This window comes from Metabacillus sp. KJ11-3 (assembly GCF_055808295.1).
In genome coordinates this window covers 2,780,368-2,798,783 of record NZ_CM147865.1, presented here as the reverse complement: position 1 = coordinate 2,798,783, position 18,416 = coordinate 2,780,368, and the positions used below count along the sequence as shown (strand labels likewise).

18 protein-coding genes, 1 pseudogene and 2 riboswitches are annotated in these 18,416 nt (G+C 35.1%); of the genes and pseudogenes, 9 read left to right on the top strand and 10 right to left on the bottom strand.

Translation table 11 applies throughout. The features are described 5' to 3' along the window. The first annotated feature begins 16 nt into the window (after positions 1 to 16). Complete coding sequence (locus AC0L8O_RS14240) at positions 17 to 517, top strand: methylated-DNA--[protein]-cysteine S-methyltransferase (protein ID WP_473443197.1); 501 nt, start codon at positions 17 to 19, stop codon at positions 515 to 517. Between the two features lie 260 nt (positions 518 to 777). Here AC0L8O_RS14240 and mtnA read toward each other — a convergent pair whose 3' ends face one another. From mtnA to AC0L8O_RS14225, 3 genes are all read right to left on the bottom strand, one after another. Continuing rightward, a complete protein-coding gene (gene mtnA / locus AC0L8O_RS14235; RefSeq protein ID WP_473443195.1) occupies positions 778 to 1,827 on the bottom strand; it encodes an S-methyl-5-thioribose-1-phosphate isomerase in 1,050 nt (349 codons plus the stop codon). Positions 1,828 to 1,852: 25 nt separating this feature from the next. Continuing rightward, a complete protein-coding gene (mtnK, locus tag AC0L8O_RS14230; RefSeq protein ID WP_473443193.1) occupies positions 1,853 to 3,055 on the bottom strand; it encodes an S-methyl-5-thioribose kinase in 1,203 nt (400 codons plus the stop codon). A gap of 99 nt (positions 3,056 to 3,154) precedes the next feature. Next, a riboswitch (SAM riboswitch) is annotated at positions 3,155 to 3,299 on the bottom strand. A gap of 143 nt (positions 3,300 to 3,442) precedes the next feature. Beyond that, positions 3,443 to 4,231: a carbon-nitrogen family hydrolase gene (locus AC0L8O_RS14225; RefSeq protein ID WP_473443191.1), complete on the bottom strand. Its 789-nt coding sequence runs from the start codon at positions 4,229 to 4,231 to the stop codon at positions 3,443 to 3,445. A 102-nt stretch (positions 4,232 to 4,333) separates the two neighbouring features. On the opposite strand from AC0L8O_RS14225, the gene AC0L8O_RS14220 reads away from it, so the two are divergent. From AC0L8O_RS14220 to AC0L8O_RS14200, 5 genes are all read left to right on the top strand, one after another. Beyond that, on the top strand, positions 4,334 to 5,509 hold the full coding sequence (locus AC0L8O_RS14220; RefSeq protein WP_473443189.1) for an aminotransferase class I/II-fold pyridoxal phosphate-dependent enzyme: 1,176 nt from the start codon (positions 4,334 to 4,336) through the stop codon (positions 5,507 to 5,509). Positions 5,510 to 5,569: 60 nt separating this feature from the next. Further along, positions 5,570 to 5,681, top strand: a riboswitch (SAM riboswitch). Positions 5,682 to 5,892: 211 nt separating this feature from the next. Then, the gene (mtnW, locus tag AC0L8O_RS14215; protein ID WP_473443187.1) at positions 5,893 to 7,134 is read left to right on the top strand and encodes a 2,3-diketo-5-methylthiopentyl-1-phosphate enolase; all 1,242 of its coding nucleotides are present in this window, start codon (positions 5,893 to 5,895) and stop codon (positions 7,132 to 7,134) included. Then, positions 7,131 to 7,793, top strand: coding sequence for a 2-hydroxy-3-keto-5-methylthiopentenyl-1-phosphate phosphatase (locus tag AC0L8O_RS14210; RefSeq protein WP_473443185.1), 663 nt, complete (start codon positions 7,131 to 7,133; stop codon positions 7,791 to 7,793). Before mtnW ends, AC0L8O_RS14210 begins: the two co-directional genes overlap by 4 nt. Beyond that, the gene (locus AC0L8O_RS14205; protein ID WP_473443183.1) at positions 7,790 to 8,410 is read left to right on the top strand and encodes a methylthioribulose 1-phosphate dehydratase; all 621 of its coding nucleotides are present in this window, start codon (positions 7,790 to 7,792) and stop codon (positions 8,408 to 8,410) included. Before AC0L8O_RS14210 ends, AC0L8O_RS14205 begins: the two co-directional genes overlap by 4 nt. A gap of 44 nt (positions 8,411 to 8,454) precedes the next feature. Continuing rightward, positions 8,455 to 8,997, top strand: coding sequence for a 1,2-dihydroxy-3-keto-5-methylthiopentene dioxygenase (locus AC0L8O_RS14200; RefSeq protein ID WP_473443181.1), 543 nt, complete (start codon positions 8,455 to 8,457; stop codon positions 8,995 to 8,997). Between the two features lie 20 nt (positions 8,998 to 9,017). Here the strand turns inward: AC0L8O_RS14200 and abc-f are convergent, their stop codons facing one another. Beyond that, positions 9,018 to 10,721, bottom strand: coding sequence for a ribosomal protection-like ABC-F family protein (gene abc-f, locus AC0L8O_RS14195; protein ID WP_473443179.1), 1,704 nt, complete (start codon positions 10,719 to 10,721; stop codon positions 9,018 to 9,020). Between the two features lie 377 nt (positions 10,722 to 11,098). Here abc-f and cbpA point away from each other — a divergent pair, with 377 nt between their 5' ends. Further along, positions 11,099 to 11,737: a cyclic di-AMP binding protein CbpA gene (gene cbpA / locus AC0L8O_RS14190; RefSeq protein WP_473443177.1), complete on the top strand. Its 639-nt coding sequence runs from the start codon at positions 11,099 to 11,101 to the stop codon at positions 11,735 to 11,737. A gap of 46 nt (positions 11,738 to 11,783) precedes the next feature. Here the strand turns inward: cbpA and AC0L8O_RS14185 are convergent, their stop codons facing one another. Further along, positions 11,784 to 12,560, bottom strand: coding sequence for a divergent polysaccharide deacetylase family protein (locus AC0L8O_RS14185; protein WP_473443175.1), 777 nt, complete (start codon positions 12,558 to 12,560; stop codon positions 11,784 to 11,786). 482 nt (positions 12,561 to 13,042) lie between these two features. Between AC0L8O_RS14185 and AC0L8O_RS14180 the strand changes: the two genes are divergently transcribed. Next, on the top strand, positions 13,043 to 13,291 hold the full coding sequence (locus AC0L8O_RS14180) for a Spo0E family sporulation regulatory protein-aspartic acid phosphatase (protein WP_473443173.1): 249 nt from the start codon (positions 13,043 to 13,045) through the stop codon (positions 13,289 to 13,291). 44 nt (positions 13,292 to 13,335) lie between these two features. Here AC0L8O_RS14180 and AC0L8O_RS14175 read toward each other — a convergent pair. Continuing rightward, positions 13,336 to 14,075, bottom strand: a pseudogene (locus AC0L8O_RS14175) (ZIP family metal transporter). Between the two features lie 414 nt (positions 14,076 to 14,489). Here AC0L8O_RS14175 and AC0L8O_RS14170 point away from each other — a divergent pair. After that, a complete protein-coding gene (locus AC0L8O_RS14170) occupies positions 14,490 to 14,945 on the top strand; it encodes a MarR family winged helix-turn-helix transcriptional regulator (RefSeq protein WP_473443171.1) in 456 nt (151 codons plus the stop codon). A 48-nt stretch (positions 14,946 to 14,993) separates the two neighbouring features. Here the strand turns inward: AC0L8O_RS14170 and motB are convergent, their stop codons facing one another. From motB to AC0L8O_RS14150, 4 genes are all read right to left on the bottom strand, one after another. Beyond that, a complete protein-coding gene (motB, locus tag AC0L8O_RS14165; protein WP_473443169.1) occupies positions 14,994 to 15,755 on the bottom strand; it encodes a flagellar motor protein MotB in 762 nt (253 codons plus the stop codon). Further along, positions 15,748 to 16,548: a flagellar motor stator protein MotA gene (motA, locus tag AC0L8O_RS14160; protein ID WP_473443167.1), complete on the bottom strand. Its 801-nt coding sequence runs from the start codon at positions 16,546 to 16,548 to the stop codon at positions 15,748 to 15,750. The genes motB and motA overlap by 8 nt, the downstream gene beginning before the upstream one ends. A 396-nt stretch (positions 16,549 to 16,944) precedes the next feature. After that, entirely contained in the window at positions 16,945 to 17,214 is a 270-nt protein-coding gene (locus AC0L8O_RS14155; RefSeq protein ID WP_473443165.1) for a hypothetical protein, read from the bottom strand. 135 nt (positions 17,215 to 17,349) lie between these two features. Beyond that, the gene (locus AC0L8O_RS14150) at positions 17,350 to 18,366 is read right to left on the bottom strand and encodes a potassium channel family protein (protein ID WP_473443163.1); all 1,017 of its coding nucleotides are present in this window, start codon (positions 18,364 to 18,366) and stop codon (positions 17,350 to 17,352) included. Between the last annotated feature and the right edge of the window lie 50 nt (positions 18,367 to 18,416).

The window sequence follows — 18,416 nt, the reverse complement described above, 5'->3', positions numbered from 1 at the left end:
AATGAGGGTTTTATTTATGTATTATTATCGATTATTGGAATCACCATTAGGAACATTAACGATTGTCTCAAAAAAAGACAAGCTAACAAACTTGTTTTTAACAACAGAACTATTTGATTCGTTTCGATTGGGAAAAGAGATTGTTCATGATCATGAACATAAATGTGATGTTCTGGAGAGTGCCATTCAACAATTACATGAGTATTTTCATGGAGAACGAAAAGAATTTGACATACCTATGGAACTAAATGGAACTGACTTTCAAAAAAAGATTTGGGGAAGATTAAGAGACATCCCTTTTGGAAAGGTATACAGCTATCAGGATATAGCAGTAGCTATTGGACAAAAAAATGCTGTACGAGCAATTGGTCAGGCTAATAAAGCAAATAAACTTCCAATCTTTATTCCATGTCACAGAGTAATAGGTAAGAACAAAAAACTTACTGGTTATGCGGGGACGAAAATCGAGTTGAAAGCAACCCTATTAACACATGAAAAAATTACATTTAAAGAGTAATTCATAACTTGTCACACTTTTGACTTTGTAACATATTATTTCATTAAGAGAAAAAAGTTGCGTAAGGTAAAGAAAGGGGCAAGGTAAATGTGGGCACAAAAGAAACGGTCTAAAAAAGTGTATTTTTATTCTGTTTTGTTATCAAAATTACACATTTTATCAGAACAGGAAAAAAACACACTTCTTCAAAAAAAGAATTAGTTAATAAAAAGAACAAAGTAATCACGATGTGAAAACTTTGTTCTTTTATTAATTACTTATTAATTAAATAAAGAAGAAATTGCTTCCTTTAAATCACCAGTTAAAATGCCCTTTTCCGTAATAATCCCTGCGATTAATTCATTCGGTGTTACATCGAATGCAGGATTAAACACTTTAACACCATCAGGTGCTACTTGAACACCATGAATATGTGTGATTTCTTCTGAATGACGTTCTTCAATCGGTATTTGATTTCCATCTGTAATCGCAGGATCAAATGTAGATAATGGTGCTGCAACATAAAATGGAATGTTGAAGGCACTAGCTAAAAGCGCTAGATTAAAAGTTCCTATTTTATTTGCAGTATCACCATTTGCGGCGATTCGATCAGCACCAACAATGATAGCGGTGATGTTTTTTGATTTAATGGTATGTGCTGCCATATTATCAGTAATTAATGTTACATCAACACCTGCTTGCATCAGTTCCCATGTTGTAAGACGTGCTCCTTGCAGAACTGGTCTTGTTTCACAGGCATAGACACTTAAGTTTATATTTTTTTCTTTGGCAAGATAAAAAGGTGCTAGAGCTGTTCCGTATTTAGCTGTTGCTATAGAACCGGCATTGCAGATTGTCATAATCCGATCACCGTCTTTAAAAACAGAAAGAGCATGTTCTCCAATTGATTGGCACACTTTTTCATCTTCCGCTTCAATAGCTTTTGCTTCATTTAAGATTGTTGTCTTTGCTTCATCTATGTTTGTCACTTCTTTTATACTGTTCATTAATCGATCTAATGCCCAGAATAAGTTAACAGCTGTTGGTCTTGAACTTGCCAGATAATCACGATGTTTTTTCAGATTGTTTAGAAAGGCTTCATAAGTTTGTGAAGTTTCCTGGTTAGCCGCTAATGCTAAACCATAAGCGGCAGTTATACCAATTGCAGGAGCTCCTCTTACTTTTAATGATTGGATAGCTTCCCAAACATCCTCGACTGTTCTCAGTTCGAGATACTCAGTGACTTGAGGGATCTTTTGTTGATTTAATAAAGAAATATACTCTTCCTTCCAGATGACAGAACGAGGTATAACGAAATTTTGTGTTGGCATTTTGTAAAACTCCTTTTGCAATTCTTTAGTTGACTGTTACAGCAGTTTGCTTTACATATTCTTTAAATTGTTGTGGTGATGTAATTGATTTTCTGTTTTTGATTAACTCGATTCCCAAAGATAAAGCAACTTGCTTTGTTGCAATTCTTCTTTCAAAGGGTTCAATTGTATCTAAGTCTGCAACATGTGCCAATCCGATTGTACGACGAATAATTTCACAGCCGGCAAACCCGACAGCTTCTTCAAAGATTTCAGTTAAAACATGCTCCAAATAGCCATCGACTTTTGCGAAAATCTCGAGTGCATCTTTGTTCCATGCATTGGAAAATTCAGTTACAAACACATCCCATGTCGTTTCAATATGGTTATAGATGACGCCTTGATGTTCGGGATTACGAGCCAATACATTAAAGAGAAGGTTTGCAAATACTTGCCCAACATCGAAACCAATAGGTCCAAAATAGGCGAACTCAGGATCGATGACTTTTGTCTCGTTTTCATCAGCAAAAATACTACCTGTATGTAGGTCACCATGAACGAGTGCTTCGGCCTTGGTAAGGAATAGCTGTTTTAACTTTGCTGTTTCTAGTTTTAACGCTTGATCTTTCCAGATTTTTTCTACATCTTGTTGCAGCTCCTGCTCATAATCATTTGTGTCATGATTAAAGAAAGGATCTGTAAAGACAAGATCTTCTGTAATTTTACAAAGGTCAGGGTTAATAAATTGTTTAACCAATGTTTTTTTATAATGCTGGTTTAGACCGTAATCAGATGTATAAAATAATGTTTTAGCTAAAAACTCTCCGATATGTTTGGATAAAAGTGGTAAATCGTTACCTTCAATTAAAGCTGCTCTTGCAATTTGTAAATGTGAAAGATCTTCCATGATCGTAATCGCAAGTGCTTCATCTGAATAAAACACTTTAGGTACATATTGAGGAACAAATTCCGCTTGCTTTAAAAGAGCATTTGTTTCAATTCTTGAACGATCTAAAGTTAATGGCCAACTTTCTCCAACGACCTTTGCATAGGGTAAAGCCTGTTTAATAATGATGCTATCACCAGATTCAATGTTTTTCACTTTAAATACAAGGTTTAAATTCCCGTCACCAATTTCATTACAAGTTAATTGACTGTTCTCTTCAAAAAGCTGAAGCTTTTTTGCTAAAGCGATTGCTCCGTTTTCATTTAATGGTTCATATGCAGATGATTTTTTGTTTGCACACATTTGAATGACCTCCAAGTAATAATTGTGTTGGAGGCTTTTCTGAAAAATAAGAAAAGCCCCTTTCCAGATTGAAAGAGGCTTGAAGTCGTCGCTTCGCACCTCTCATCTTTCAGAAAGTTTCCCTTCTGATGGAATTAGCACCGTGCCCTACTGGTAGTTGCCCAGATTTATTTCATGAAAATGAAATATGGTCGGTTGCTGCGGCGTCATTGGGCCAAGTCCCTCTGCCAACTCTTGATAAGAGATTATTATAAAAATAATAGATTCATTTAATTGTTTTTAGGTATAAATGCTTTTAGCAAAATATAACGCTTGATTAGCATATTATCAATGTTCATAAGATTTTGTCAACAGTAAATCTAAAGAATTGCCTAAATATTTGTAAATTTAACGATAATAATTTGGGAGACGGTCATCGAAAATAGGGATTTGACTGCGAACTTGTTTCACCATGTTGATGTCCAGTTCAGCTGAGATTAAACCTGGATTTTCATCTGCTTCAGCTAAGATATTTCCCCATGGGTCAATAATAAGTGAATGTCCTGCAAATTCATTATCTGGGTCACTTCCTGCCCGATTGCATGCTACTACATAGCATTGATTTTCTATTGCTCTGCTGAGCAGCAGCGTTTTCCAATGGTGAAGACGAGGCATTGGCCACTCTGCTACAACGAATAATACCTCTGCTCCCATTGTGGTATGCGCACGAATCCATTCTGGAAAACGAATATCATAACAAATGACTCCAGCACCTTTCATGCCGTCAAGGTCGAATAGTCCTTTTTCCTTTCCAGCAGTAAGGTAGTGATGTTCATTCATAAGCTTAAATAGATGAAGTTTGCTATATTCATGGATAAGCTGCCCATTATTATCCACAATGAACATCGTATTTGTAACATGCTTGTCACTCTTTTTTGCGATGGATCCACCGATGATGTGTATGGTATATTTTTTTGCAAGCTTTTGCAAAAATGAGCATGTTTTTTCTCCATTTTCATCAGAGATTTCATCTAAGCGAGTTAGATCATATCCAGTTGTCCATAGCTCTGGTAGAACGACGATTGTTGAATCTTCTTGTTGAACAGCTTGTGCAATCTTTTCTTCTACTTGTTGATAATTAAAGTCTGGATCACCGAATTTAATGTCTAATTGAATACATGTAATGATAGATTTCATTTTGTTCACACTTTCATTATAAAATTTTTACTTTACAAGTTGTTACTAACAATATATGATTTGTGACTAGAATTTCAAGAATTTTTTGAGTAGGTGCTAAAAATGAAAATATATAAGCAATCAGAATTATTAACTTCATTACCAACGCAGTTTTTTGCAAGTCTTGTTGAAAAAGTTAACGATATTATGGAACAAGGACATGATGTGATTAATTTAGGGCAGGGAAATCCTGATCAGCCAACACCGGCACATATCGTAGAAGCGATGGAAAAGGCAGTGCAGAATCCTAATTACCACAAGTATTCTCCGTTTCGGGGTCAGACCTTCTTAAAGGAAGCCGTCTCTCTTTTTTACAAGAGAGAGTATGGAGTGGATGTTGATCCGCAATCAGAGGTGGCCATTCTTTTTGGAGGAAAAGCAGGGTTAGTTGAGGTTCCTCAATGTCTTCTCAATCCGGGGGATGTTGTGCTTGTACCAGATCCAGGTTATCCTGATTACTGGTCAGGTGTAGAATTAGCTCGGGCAAAAATGGAAGTAATGCCTTTGTTGGAGGAAAATAAGTTTTTACCGGATTATAAAAGTTTGCCAAAAGATGTCGTAAAACAAGCAAAATTAATGTTCATTAACTATCCGAATAATCCCACTGGAGCAACAGCATCAGCAGAATTTTTCGAAGAGACTGTTCAGTTTGCAGATGACCATAATATTTGTGTTGTTCATGATTTTGCATATGGTGCGATTGGCTTTGATGGGAAAAAACCGAAAAGTTTCCTACAAACAAAGGGTGCGAAAGAAGTTGGAATTGAAATATACACATTTTCTAAAACATTTAATATGGCCGGTTGGAGGGTTGGATTTGCAGTAGGTAACCCATCTGTTATTGAGGCGATAAACTTGCTGCAGGACCATATGTATGTAAGTGTATTTAGTGCAATCCAAGAAGCGGCTGCACATGCTTTATTAAGTCCGCAAACATGTGTAGAAGAATTAAATGAATTATATGAGTCTAGACGAAATGCATTAATAGAAGCATGCCTTGATATCGGGTGGAAAGTAACCGCACCAGCTGGATCGTTTTTTGCATGGCTACCTGTACCAAAACAATTTGAATCTTCTCAAGAATTTTCGGATTTTTTGCTTGAGAATGCCCATGTTGTTGTAGCACCAGGTGTTGGATTTGGAGAGTATGGTGAAGGGTATGTGAGGGTTGGTTTACTTACATCTGAAGAAAGATTAAAAGAAGCAGTTGAGAGAATAAAGAAATTAAATATTTTCTAATCTTGACAGATTATATTTTGTTCTGTCATAATCTTATTAATTTAATATATTGAACGTTCGTTCTTATCAAGAGCAGGTGGAGGGACTGGCCCGATGAAGCCCGGCAACCGACTTAAACATTACAATGTTAAGCACGGTGCTAATTCTTGCAGCATAAGCTGATAGATAAGGGAAATTGCTTTATACATTTGTACGTACAAAAAGCTCCTTTGATCTATTCAAAGGGGCTTTTTTAGTATTAATTTTAAATCCGTATATGAAACGAAATGTTCAAGATTTACAGAAGGAATCAAATGGCATAGAGTAATAAAAGATGTTAAAATTAGTATGATTAATAGAAAGATTCAGATAATGTCAGATGTATTGAGAAAGTAGGGTTATCAGTGAGTGAAGTTATTGCTACATACCTTGTACACGATCCAAAAGGTAATTTAAACAAAAAAGCCGAAGGCATTGCATTGGGTTTAACGGTTGGTTCATGGACCGATCTTCCATTGCTTGAGCAAGAACAATTAAAAGCCCATAAAGGTCGTGTATTAGAAGTCAGTCAGCTTGATAGTTGTGAAAAAACAAATCAATTTTTAGGGAAACATGTTACAAAAGGAATCATCAAAATTGCTTATCCAAGCGTAAATTATAGCCATGATATACCAGCCATTTTAACAACTGTTTTCGGAAAATTATCTCTTGATGGGGAAGTGAAGCTTCTTGATTTAGAGTTATCTGAAGAGGTGAAGAAAGCATTTCCAGGTCCAAAATTCGGTATACCTGGGATCCGTGACTTGGTAGGAGTTTATGATCGACCACTACTAATGAGTATCTTCAAGGGTGTCATTGGTAGAGATCTTGTTTACTTAAAAGACCAATTGAAGCAGCAAATATTGGGTGGAGTTGATTTAGTAAAGGATGATGAAATCCTCTTTGAGAATCCTTTAACACCTTTTGATGCTAGAATTGCAGCTGGTAAAGAAGTATTACAACAAGTATTTGAAGAAACAGGACGTAAAGCATTATACGCGGTAAACTTAACAGGAAAAACATTTGAGCTGAGAGACAAAGCGAAAAGGGCCACTGAGCTCGGAGCCAGCGTGTTGCTTTTTAATGTGTTTGCATATGGTTTGGATGTAATGCAAAGTTTAGTGGAAGATCCGGAAATTAATATACCGATTATGGCACATCCGGCTGTTAGTGGTGCTTCAACAGCATCAAGTTTGTATGGGTTTTCCAGCTCTTTACTATTAGGAAAACTAGTTAGAATGTCTGGTGCTGATTTCTCTTTATTTCCATCTCCATATGGAAGTGTTGCTTTAGATCGAAATGAAGCGCTCGGAATTGCGGAATACTGTTTGAAACAAGAAGGGCTAAAGCAAGCATTCCCGGTTCCGTCTGCAGGTATTCACCCAGGATTAGTCCCCTTATTAGTGAACGATTTTGGAATCAATTCTGTGATTAATGCCGGTGGCGGTGTACACGGACATCCAAATGGAACAATTGGTGGGGGACAAGCCTTCCGAGCAGCGATAGATGCTGCCCTTTCAGGTAGTTCCTTAAAGCAAGCTGCCGAAACAAGTGAGAACCTTAAGCTTGCCATTGATCTTTGGGGTGCAAAAGAGGTAAGCAAATGAGTGACACAGTAATTATTTGTGACTTTGACGGGACAATCACTGAGACAGACAACATTATAGCTATTATGAAAAAGTTCGCTCCACCTGAATGGAATGCTCTTAAAGAAGGGGTTTTATCCCAGGAAATCTCCATAAAAGAAGGAGTAGGCAAGATGTTTCAATTACTTCCTTCTTCATCAAAGGCGCAAATTGTGGATTATATCCTTAATCATGCTGAAATCCGATCAGGCTTTAGTGAGTTCGTTCAATATACAATCGATAAAAATATTCCACTTTATATTGTCAGTGGAGGAATTGACTTTTTTGTTTATCCTCTTCTTCACGGATTAGTTCAAGAAGATCAAATTTATTGTAATGTGGCTAATTTTTCTCATGAAAAAATAGTAATTGAATGGCCAAACAGCTGTGATGATTTATGTGCAAATGAATGTGGATGCTGTAAGCCGTCTCTTATTCGTCAGCTTACAAATGAGAATCAGAAGAAGATCGTAATAGGTGACTCAATAACAGATTTACAGGCTGCAAAATTGGCGGACTTTGTGATTGCCAGGGATCTGTTATTAAAAAAATGTATAGATTTAGAGTTACCACATCAGTCCTTTACTACATTTTATGAAGTGGTGAACATTTTGGATCAGTTTGAGGAGGTGAGTGTGTGAGTTTACTAGAACAACGCTGGGATGAACTAGCTGATATAAAAAGAGTGCTAGCTAAGAGAGAGTGGTTCCCGGGAACAAGTGGTAACTTGGCTATAAAAGTGAATAGTGATCCTATTTCGTTTCTTGTTACGGCAAGTGGAAAGGATAAAACAAAGGAAACGAGCGAAGACTTTTTGCTTGTAGATAGCACCGGTCAGCCGGTCCATGACACTCACTTAAAGCCATCAGCTGAAACGCTGTTACATGTTGAAATATTTAATAACACGGATGCTGGCTGCAGCCTTCATGTCCATACAGTCGATAACAATGTCATTTCCGAACTGTATGGTGATAATGAAAAGATCACGTTTAAAGGTCAGGAAATTATAAAAGCTTATGGTTTGTGGGATGAAGATGCAGAGTTTACGATTCCAATCATTTATAATCATGCTCACATTCCTACATTAGCAAAAGAGTTTAGTGAATATGTTAAAGGTGATGCAGGTGCAGTCCTTATTCGTAATCATGGTATTACTGTATGGGGAAGGGATGCATTAGAAGCGAAAAAATTCTTAGAAGCTAGTGAATTTTTGTTTTCCTATCATCTTAAATTGATGGCTTTGAAAGCAGTGCGCTAAAAATGAATGTTATATAACAATTTAATATATTGGAGGAGAAAAGAATGGCAGTTATTAAAGTAAGAAACACAAAAGAAGTTATAGAAGGTCAAGAGAAGGTTTCTTCATTTCTAGAAAAACAAGGTGTTTTATATGAGCATTGGGATATGAGCAAACTTCCATCACATTTAGTTGAAAAATTCGTTCTAAATGATGAAGAAAAATCAGAAATATTAACAACTTATAAAGCGGAAATTGAAGATTTAGCTGAAAGAAGAGGATACAAGACTTGGGATATCGTGGCATTATCAGATGCGACACCAAACCTAGAAGAGCTATTAAAGAAGTTTGAAAATGTTCATACACATACTGAGGATGAGGTTCGTGCAATTACTGCGGGGCATGGGATTTTTATTATCAAAGGTGACGAGCAAACAGGATATTTTGATGTAGAGTTGGAAGCGGGAGATGTTATATCTGTACCAGAAGGAAATCCTCATTTCTTTACATTAATGGAAGATCGTCAAGTTGTAGCTGTTCGTTTATTTATTGAAACTGAGGGATGGGTGGCACATCCTTTTAAGGAAGAGCAAGAATTAACTAAATAAGACGAAAAAAAGCGGAGATTTTATTTCTCCGCTTTTTTTAATAAGTGTTGTTTTTTCTTTGTTAACTTTAGAAATTCTTGATCTAATATTGCATATTTTTCAGAATCCGGTGTTAATAAGCTAAGCTCACCAAGTACCGCAGAAATTTCTGTGTTCACTCTCAATAATTCTTCTTCTATTTCCTTTTGGCTAGAAGAAATAGATTTTTGAGGTGTAGTTCGTTTCTTCTCATACTCTTCAATCGACATTTCTATACGTTTAATTTTTTTATCCTCGAAAACTAACAGTTTATCACAAACATGTTGTAAAAAATAGATATCATGAGAAACGATAAGAATGGTTCCGGAAAAATCTTTTAATGTTTTTTCTAATTGATTTCGGCATGCTAAATCTAAATGATTTGTCGGTTCATCCAGGATTAAGAGGTCGTATTCATTAACTAGCATGTTTGTTAATTTAATTCTTGTCCGCTCTCCCAGACTTAAAGTTCCAACTCGTTGACTCAGTTTTTCTGCGTCCATTCCCATATTTGCCAGAGTTGTTCTGGCTTTAAGTAGTTGTGTCCGGTCTGAGATCTGTAATGCTTCTAAACCTGTTTGCGAGATATCCATATCTGCAACATCCTGACTTAAACTTGCGATGTTAAGTGAGGAGCTAATAGTTAAATTACCTGATGTGATTGTTTCTTTTCCCCTTAACATATTTATTAATGTTGTTTTCCCTGAACCATTTGGTCCATAAATACCAATTTTTTCTCCATGCTTAATATAAAAATGACTTTGCTGAAACAACATTCTTGTTTGATACTTTTTCATAAGGTCTTTTGCCTCAATGATACGGTTTCCTCTTTTTTCGTTTGCTTTAAATTGAAATGCAATGTTTTTCTCTTCAGAAGGTTTTTCAACCTTATTTTTTTCTAATTCACTTTTTAGTCTTTTCATTTTTGACTTCATTGCACGATCTATTTTCTTCGCTTTCACACCATGGAATTCTTTCATTCCTTCTTGATCACGCATTGTACGGTGAGCTTTTCCTGCCCAATGTTGTAATTGCTCCATTTGAGCTTCAACTCTTGCGATATCCTTTTGCTGGCTATGATAGTGATGGAATTGAACGTCTCTGCGTTTCTTTTTCTCATTAAAGTAAGAAGTGTAATTTCCTTCATAAGTTGTAAGATGTCCGTTCTCCAGGTCAAAAATATGACCAACAGTTTGATCTAAAAAGTAACGATCATGAGAAATGACAACGATAGCTCCTTTGAAGGTTTTAAGTTGTTCGATTAACCAATTAATTCCTTGAAAATCCAGATGGTTCGTAGGTTCGTCAAGTAAAAGGATATGTGGATGACATGACCAAACTTCAGCTAAAGCAATTTTAAGTTTTTCACCCCCACTTAAATGTGAGAGGCGGTCATGATCCCACGATTGGTATTTTGAAAGTCCTAATTCACTTGTCTTTTCTAGAAATTCACTAGAAGGATGTAACATTTCTGCTGATTGAAAATCGACGGATTGCTTTAAATAACCAATTTTAAGTGAGGGAGCTTTTACGATTGTGCCGCTATCAGGCTCTATTCTGCCGTAAATCAAGTTGGCAAGTGTTGATTTTCCTGCACCATTTATACCAACTAACCCAATTCGATCTTGGTTTTTTATTTCAAAGGAAACATCGTTTAAAATCTGTAGATCACCAAAATGTTTGTGAATATTCCGTACTGTAAGCATAAAAAAACCTCCCTAGCCCTAGAGAGATCATTCTTTTAAAAATACATATGCATATGAAAAAAGGCTTCTGATATGGAAGAACATATCAAAAAGTTTCATAAGGGATGTATAATGTTGAAGAATGCAGACTAATCCAATTTCTCTAGGTAATATTAAGATTCAATAAATAAATGAATAATAATAGCCTGAAAAAAAGATTAGAACTTCATTGTCTCAACATTCACCCTTTCCGTTTTTATTACTATTATTATATGTAACAGGAAAAGAAAATGCAACACCATATCATATACATGGAAAACGGATATTTTCAAATGCCCTTTACTATTAAGTAGGGCTATGATAAGTTTTTATCAATTACACTTCAAGGGGGCTGTGTTATGAAAGTTCGCTATCATTATGTGAACAAAGCTGAAGTTAAATATTGTGAAAGTCAATGGACTGTCAAGGAAGCATATGAATATTTAAAGGAAGCAGGGTATAGGTCAATACCCGTTTTAAAGGATGATGGGAAAACATTTGTTGGTTTCATCTATAAAGTCCATTTATTGGAGCATTTTGTTGAACATAATGGAAAGGAAACAGATCAAATTGAGCCATTCATTAAAAATCAAGATGCATACATATTTGAAGACGATTCTTTCTTTAAAACATTTTTATCCATTCGCCGGTTGCCTTTCCTAGCTGTCATCAATGAACAAAATGAATTTTCCGGTATTATTACTCATTCAAATATCATGGATGTATTAGAAGATTCTTTCGGAATGAAAACCGGGGGAGTTCTTTTAACAGTTGGTACGAAGGAGCATAAAGGTGCAATAAAGGATTTAGTAACTGCTGTAAAAGATATTAATATCGAAGGTTTGTTAACATTAGATAATGGTGATGAGTATATTAGAAGGATCATTTTAAATTTATCTGGAGATTTATCTGATCAAAAACTTCAAAAAGTCGTGAAGAAATTAGAAGACAAAGATTTTCGTGTAACTGCAATCGACCGCATTGCCAAAACAAATTAATAACCAAGGGATTGTTCGAATATAGAACAGTCCCTCTTTTTTTCTATTATTGAAAATTTGTCACGTCTTCTGGATGAAGAAATAATTCTGATAGTGTAACCGCTTTTGCTTTCTCTTTGACCTTTGGTACATACTGTCTTAGGACTGCTGCTGTTTTATCTCCGGCAATTCCAACATGACCAATTGCTATAATTTCAGTATCATCCTCAATCCTGTTTAATAATAAATTTGCTTGCCTAACAATATGACTTGTCGTATATTGTTCATCAAAAAATAATTCGTTTTCAAGGTAGGGGACACCTAACTCACTTGCCAATTTTTCAACAACACTTTTTCCAGTTGTTTTACTATCTAAGTAATATAAACCTTTCTCCTGACATACTTCCAAAATGATTCTCATAATTCGTGAATCAGCTGTAATTTTTGACCCCATATGATTATTCATTCCAACAGCATGGGGAACATCTTCTATAGCTTTTATGACTCTATCCCGTACTTCTTGATCTGATAAATTACTTGTAATTGCACCTGGTCCTAGCCAGCTCTTTTTTCCATGTAATGGTTCCATTGGAAGGTGAAGAATCACTTCATCCCCTTTTTGATGTGCAAGCTCTGCATCTTTTTTCGTGGTTGATAAAAAAGGCATCACTGCTACAGTAAGAGGAATAGGTAAAGAAAGAATTTCCTTTGTTCCTTTCATGTCATTTCCAAAATCATCAATCACAATGGCGACATGTTTTGGACCTGTAGGTTGAGAAGCCTCAGAAAGCATAGGACTTGCAATATTCAAAAAAAGAAAACCAAAGATCATTAAAATCTTCATATTTGATACTCCTTTTGTTTAAATTTCATCTTTCGTTTACCCTTATAAAAAACTGTTCATTGTTTTCACAGATATTGCTGTTATGAAAATATAGTAACTCTGTAGTAGAGCGCGATGAAATGAATGGAATTTCACTTTTAATCATTAAAACAAACAACAAAGTATGTGGAAAACAGCCTAACTTTTTTATAGTCTATCCAATCAAGAAAAATCGATGTGTATATAATGTCAAAATCAATCTGAAGGGAAGTTTAAAGAATACAAAATGTGGGAATAAAGAAAATATAAGTAAGTAAAAATGAAATGAAGATGTTTGCAATATTGACATATTTAATTATGCGAAAATTGTCTAAATATGCTTTAGTCTTTACAGATTTGAGAAATTCTGTAATAATTTTTGTCATAATAAAATGGATTTTGATAATGCATAACTATTTGAAGTCCTAGATTCTCGTATAAATGAATAACTAGGAGGCTATGTAATGAATACTGAACACATGAAGAAGAGTTTACTTGAATTAATAAACAATAAAAGAGAAGAAATGATTGAAACAGCAAATAGAGAAGGTTATACAAGTGTATTAGCGGTTCAATGCAGTCAAGATTTGGACAAGCTATTAAATGAATATCAACGGTTATTATTAGATGAAAAAAAACCGAAAAGAGGAACTTTTCAGCATTTTGTTCCAAATATGAAATTTTTTTCGTTTCAAGATACTTTTTCCTATTAAAAAAATACAGTGGACACCACTGTATTTTTTCTTTGTTTCAATTATTAAAAGCTATTGATTAAGATGACCATACATAGGATCCCTGTAATAAAGGAATAGGTGGCAAACTGTTCGTTTCCATCACCATGGGATTCGGGTATAAGTTCTTTGTAAATAATAAATAGCATAGCTCCTGCTGCAAATGCTAAACCATAAGGGACTAGAAAACCTACATAGTTAGTTAAATAAAATCCTAATAATGAAGCAACAATTTCTACAGCACCAGTTGCGGTTGCAATTAAAAATGCTTTTCCTCTTTTAATACTTTGATTAATTAAAAACAGCGCTACTAAAAAACCTTCCGGAGCATTTTGTAAACCGATTGCAAACGCAATGAGATTTCCGGTTTCATTTGCACCGCTGCCTGATGATGCATAACTAACCCCCACAGAAAGTCCCTCTGGGATATTATGCAATGTTATAGCAGCAATAATGAGAAGTGCTTTCTCATCAAATTTTATCCCGCTTTTGGTATGCTCTAAGTCAATATGAGGAATGGCTCTTTCTAGGGAGGTTAGAATTAAAACACCTAAAAATAACCCGATTGAGACCTCTATTATACCTCCATATTTTAATGATTCAGGTATTAAGCCTAACATTGCAGCAGTCATCATGATTCCAGCTGTAAAGGCTAATAAAATGTCTCTCCAGCGATGTGTAATGGTTTTTTGTAAAAAAGGATTGGAATGGCACCTAATCCTGTTGATAGGGCTGATAAAATACTACCTATTAATACTTCAGACATTTGAGTTTTCTCCTTTTAATATGGATACCCTTTGTTCATTTATTATCATTTAGAACTATTATAGCTGAATCTCTTATTACGAAGAAACAAATACCTTTAAAATTATACTACTCATGTATCTATTTTGATTAGAACAAAGAATTCATAGATGGTATAACATTCTGTAAATACTTGGAGTAAACACGACTTTATGTAAGTATATGTTAAAGTGGGCTCCGTGTGCCTTCGTTGTTTGATATAGGGGAGTTATGAAGTGTTGATTCAAGTAAAAAACTTGTGTAAGATATTTTTAAATGAGGAACCAATGCCAAACAGAGGAGCTATGTAGTTCTGTTTGACATTCTGATTAACATAGTCTATTATTATGCTTAATCAATATTTTGAATTCAAGATAATTTTAAAGGGTTGAGAAAAATGGCTAATACAAAGAATATTGAAGAATCATTGAAATTTTTTATCGTGCTTTCACGTGCACATCGAGCTTTTAATGATGTCGTGAATAAACATATATCCACATTTAATTTAAATCCAACTGAATTTGCTGTACTTGAGTTGCTTTATCATAAGGGACCACAACCTTTGCAGCAAATTGGCGGAAAAATTTTGCTTGCAAGTGGAAGCATCACATACGTAGTTGATAAATTAGAGCAAAAAGGATTACTGGAAAGACGAGCATGTCCAAATGACCGCCGTGTTACACATGCCCAAATTACTGAAAAAGGACAGGAATTAATCGAAGAGATCTTCCCAACTCATCAAGAGAAGATAGATGAAATAGTCAGCGTCTTAACAGACGAAGAGAAAAATCTTGTTACAGAGCTTCTTAAAAAGGTTGGCTTTCATGCTAATGATATCATGAAAGGTGAGTAATTATCATAAAAAGGATCATCCTGAGTTATAGGATGATCCTTTTTTAGTTTACTCTTTCTGTTCATAAGGTAAAACTAGAACTTCAACTCTTCTGTTTTTCTGTCTGCCTTCTTTTGTGTCGTTGCTGGCAACCGGCTTGTATTCACCAAACCCTTTAGCGCTAAATGCTTTAGCATCCAGCTTATCATTTTCAATTAGGATCTTCATAAAATTAACGGCACGCATTACACTTAAATGCCAGTTAGAATCAAAATCCGAGTTACTAATAGGTACATTATCTGTATGTCCACTCACAATAATATTCCGGGGAGGATTCATAACAAGTAGTTCGGATATTCCTCTTGCCAGCTGTACATCTTTTGAACGTATATCCGCATTTCCTGAATCAAAGAAAATGTCATTTAAAATTGTAATCATTAATCCTTCGTCAGTTAAAGTTGTTTGTAATTTCGTTTCAAGATGATTATCTTTAATATACGTATTTATTTTTTCCTGTATTTTTTGCAAGTTTTGTTGTTCCATCCGTTTTTGTGCTTCTTCTATATTTTCTTCAGATTGCTCTTTTTCAACATTTAGTTGCTCCATTTGTGCCTCAGGTGTTGGACTCGGATATTCCAATACACCAGTACCACCGGTAAAAGCAGCGTTTAAAGATCTAGCGATTTGTTGGAACTTTTGTGCATCAACTGAACTCATGGCAAATAAAACAATGAAAAGTGCAAGAAGTAATGTTAATAAGTCGGCATAGGGGACAAGCCAAGACTCATCTACATGTTCATCATGGTGTTTATGTTTTTTCTTTTTAGCCATCTATGCTCTCTCCCCCGGCGATAGAAGCATTTAGTTTATTTCTTTCTGCAACAGGTAAATATGTGGATAATTTTTGCTCAATTGCTTTAGGTGCTTGTCCTTCTAATACAGAAAGAACCCCTTCAATGATTACCTCTTTTACCTTTGCTTCTTGTCGTGATTTGCGCTTTAATTTGTTTGCAAAAGGATGCCAAAGTACATATCCTGTGAAAATCCCCAACAGAGTTGCAACAAAAGCGGCACTGATAGCATGTCCTAGTGCGTCCGTATTGCTCATATCAGAAAGTGCTGCAATCAATCCAACTACGGCACCAAGTACTCCAAGGGTTGGAGCGTAAGTTCCCGCTTGAGTAAAAATGGAAGCATTGGTTTGATGTCGATCTTCCATTGCCTCAATTTCTTCTGTCATTACATCACGAATAAATTCTGCATTTTGACCATCAACAGCCATTAGTAATCCACTTTTTAAGAAAGGATCATCAACTTCTGTTATCTTGGCTTCGAGTGCAAGTAAGCCTTCTTTACGAGCAACCTGAGCCCATTCAGAGAATAAAGGTATTAATTCTTGAATAGTAAATGTTTTTTGCTCTTTGAAAATAACTCCAAATAATTTTGGCACTTTTTTAATTTCACTTGTAGGGAATGCGATAACAACCGCTGCAGCTGTACCTAATATAATAATTAATAATGCAGCCGGATTAATTAGTACTACGGGACTAACACCTTTCATAAACATACCGACTCCAACTGCAATCGCTGCTAAAACTAAACCTAATAATGACGTTTTATCCATTGTAAATCACCAAATTCCTCTTATTTTTCTTATGTATTATATCGGAGGAAAAAGGAAAAACTTTAGAGTTTCTTCAAAGAAGTTGTGAAAAGAATATGACAAGGAGAGATTCATTATCATATTCTGCAACTATTCAAGTTTTAGGGGTTGACGTTTTTAACACTTGCTCATCTTCATCGAGGTGGGTGTTCAGTTTATTTTGTTCTTCAAGTTCGTAAAGAAAAAAATCGTATAACAGCTTATGGGTATATTCATTAAAAAACATTTTTTTCATCTCCAATCAATGAATTTCTTAAGTTCATCATAGAAGAGAAATGAAAAAAAGACGTCGGGAACTTGAAGGAAATAATGCTCATCAAAGAGGTGGAGATTATTCAGTCTATTGACTGAGAGGTACTAACTTAAGATAAGTGAAAAACCATAGTAATAGAATGGGAGGAATGTAATGACCAGGTTGCTGTAGAAAAATAAACGGGAGTAGTAGCTGGTTTTTTCTTCATATGCGATAGATGCTAAAAGTGCGCCAAATAAACTTGTACCACAAAATAATGCAATCCCAAATCCATCACCCAATCTTGCTTGGAAAAGGATAAAGCCTATGGCAGAGCCATTTAAGAAGAGGAAACAAAAAGAAATGAACAAAAATAAAGTTGAAATCTTCATCATGGACAACACCTCATTGGATGTATATGATCAATGAAGACAGGCCATGACAAGATATGCGAAAGAATGGATAAAATGATGAAAACAAGTGAGAGTATAGGGGAGTTTTTACTAAGTTCCTCACTTGTTTCCTGGATTTTAAACTATATCCTTATAATTATCGTCATGACAAATGATAAATAAATTCGCATCTTCAGGGATTGTTTCTTGTAATCGGTTAATGATTGAAAAGTCATTCCCATTTGAAATAAGAAGTGCACCTTTTTTAGAAAGGGCCTTCCTTGCATCTTCATACGTTTTCCATTCGGTTTTTTTAGGAATGGAGTATAAGTCATAGCCTTCATTACTCGTAAGCTGCCGAATAACTTCACTTGAGCCATTAAAAAGGATTGATCGTGCAGCTAAATGTGCAGCTGTGTCGTTAGCTGTTATGTATTCATTAACATTTACATGTGCAAATGCCTTAATATGTGCAGAATTCGTTACTTCACAAAGAGTATAGATAGGTTTATTATTTTCCTTTTCAATTCCTTTAACCATCGAACCGATTAATAATGTGTGACCATCAGCTTGGGATGCAGTTTGTAAGTCATCTGGTGAAAAGATCATAACTGATTTGGAGTGAAGAATGTTAGCTTGTTCAAGGATAGAAGTATTCGCAGGATTGCCTTTTACAAATTCTACTCTGTCGTGCTGAATCGGTATTTTAGGTAGATGCTCATCAATGATAACGACCTGGATATGTTCAAATGCTTTTAAGAGTTCATCAAGTGTAATAGCAGCCTTTTTTGTCCAATTGATTAATAGAATGTGATTTTTTGTTGAAATAGCCATTTTTCCTTCCTCCTTTAATCGCTTACGAATGCTAAAAAAGTCAATCACTTTTCCAATAAAAATACTCATAAGTCCAATCCCTATAATGTATAAAAACATAGCAAATATTTTCCCGCTAACTGTCGTAGGTGAAACATCTCCATATCCCACAGTAGCAATGGTTGTCATTGTCCACCAAAGACCTTCGAAAGGATTAGCAAATGTTTCGGGTTCAATAAAGTAAATAATATAACTACTTGATAATATAAGGGTTAATGTGGCGAACATAAGTATCCAACTGTTTATTTGGATGGCCTTTAAAAAAAAACGTATCAAAATCATGTAATATCCCTCCTAGTGTTGAAGTGTTGAAAAATACAACTTTATGAAAA

Coding starts and splice junctions, on each gene's coding strand:
- AC0L8O_RS14240 (WP_473443197.1), top strand. CDS start 17: ATGTATTATTATCGATTATTGGAATCACCATTAGGAACATTAACGATT.
- mtnA (WP_473443195.1), bottom strand. CDS start 1,827: ATGCCAACACAAAATTTCGTTATACCTCGTTCTGTCATCTGGAAGGAA.
- mtnK (WP_473443193.1), bottom strand. CDS start 3,055: ATGTGTGCAAACAAAAAATCATCTGCATATGAACCATTAAATGAAAAC.
- AC0L8O_RS14225 (WP_473443191.1), bottom strand. CDS start 4,231: ATGAAATCTATCATTACATGTATTCAATTAGACATTAAATTCGGTGAT.
- AC0L8O_RS14220 (WP_473443189.1), top strand. CDS start 4,334: ATGAAAATATATAAGCAATCAGAATTATTAACTTCATTACCAACGCAG.
- AC0L8O_RS14210 (WP_473443185.1), top strand. CDS start 7,131: ATGAGTGACACAGTAATTATTTGTGACTTTGACGGGACAATCACTGAG.
- AC0L8O_RS14200 (WP_473443181.1), top strand. CDS start 8,455: ATGGCAGTTATTAAAGTAAGAAACACAAAAGAAGTTATAGAAGGTCAA.
- abc-f (WP_473443179.1), bottom strand. CDS start 10,721: ATGCTTACAGTACGGAATATTCACAAACATTTTGGTGATCTACAGATT.
- cbpA (WP_473443177.1), top strand. CDS start 11,099: ATGAAAGTTCGCTATCATTATGTGAACAAAGCTGAAGTTAAATATTGT.
- AC0L8O_RS14185 (WP_473443175.1), bottom strand. CDS start 12,560: ATGAAGATTTTAATGATCTTTGGTTTTCTTTTTTTGAATATTGCAAGT.
- AC0L8O_RS14180 (WP_473443173.1), top strand. CDS start 13,043: ATGAATACTGAACACATGAAGAAGAGTTTACTTGAATTAATAAACAAT.
- AC0L8O_RS14170 (WP_473443171.1), top strand. CDS start 14,490: ATGGCTAATACAAAGAATATTGAAGAATCATTGAAATTTTTTATCGTG.
- motB (WP_473443169.1), bottom strand. CDS start 15,755: ATGGCTAAAAAGAAAAAACATAAACACCATGATGAACATGTAGATGAG.
- motA (WP_473443167.1), bottom strand. CDS start 16,548: ATGGATAAAACGTCATTATTAGGTTTAGTTTTAGCAGCGATTGCAGTT.
- AC0L8O_RS14155 (WP_473443165.1), bottom strand. CDS start 17,214: ATGATGAAGATTTCAACTTTATTTTTGTTCATTTCTTTTTGTTTCCTC.
- AC0L8O_RS14150 (WP_473443163.1), bottom strand. CDS start 18,366: ATGATTTTGATACGTTTTTTTTTAAAGGCCATCCAAATAAACAGTTGG.